This window comes from Telluria sp. AZSoR62 (genome assembly GCF_058111565.1).
On the sequence record NZ_JBYTST010000088.1, the window covers coordinates 1 to 428 of the forward strand.

At 50.7% G+C, this 428-nt stretch carries 1 protein-coding gene; it reads right to left on the reverse strand.

Annotation, left to right across the window (positions count from 1 at the left end; translation table 11 throughout):
• Nucleotides 1-428: hypothetical protein (locus AC3XQU_RS22995; protein ID WP_489876476.1), on the reverse strand; the 428-nt coding region annotated here is incomplete at both ends.

Genomic DNA, 428 nt, shown 5'->3' on the forward strand with positions numbered 1-428 from the left:
TTGGAAGACGTCCAAGCTTTACGTTTGAGTGAGTTACCACATGTGATGGTTCACCACTCGACTCGCAGTAAAGGAGCTCGAATTGATTTCTGGAGCTCAGCTGGAAACAAAAAAGCCGTTTGTGCTGGTCCTCGTAGTAAATGCGGCAGAAGCCGTCGTCCGCACTGTGGTACGAGAGCACCTTCTCAGGTGAGCATTCCTTTTTTACTGAGTCCAGTAGCTTGGCACGATTTTCATAAATCACATCGCGCAGAGCGTCGAAGCTCAGAGAGCGCTGCACTCCATCAGGGAAAAGTAAACTCCCAAACAGAACCCCAAGTCCTTGCAGGACATCGTCCTTGAGCAACGTCACAGAAATGGCGGCCGCGGCTCTATCAAGTACCCACGTCTGACGATCTGCCTGGGTTTCAAACTCTTCTCCAGCCATT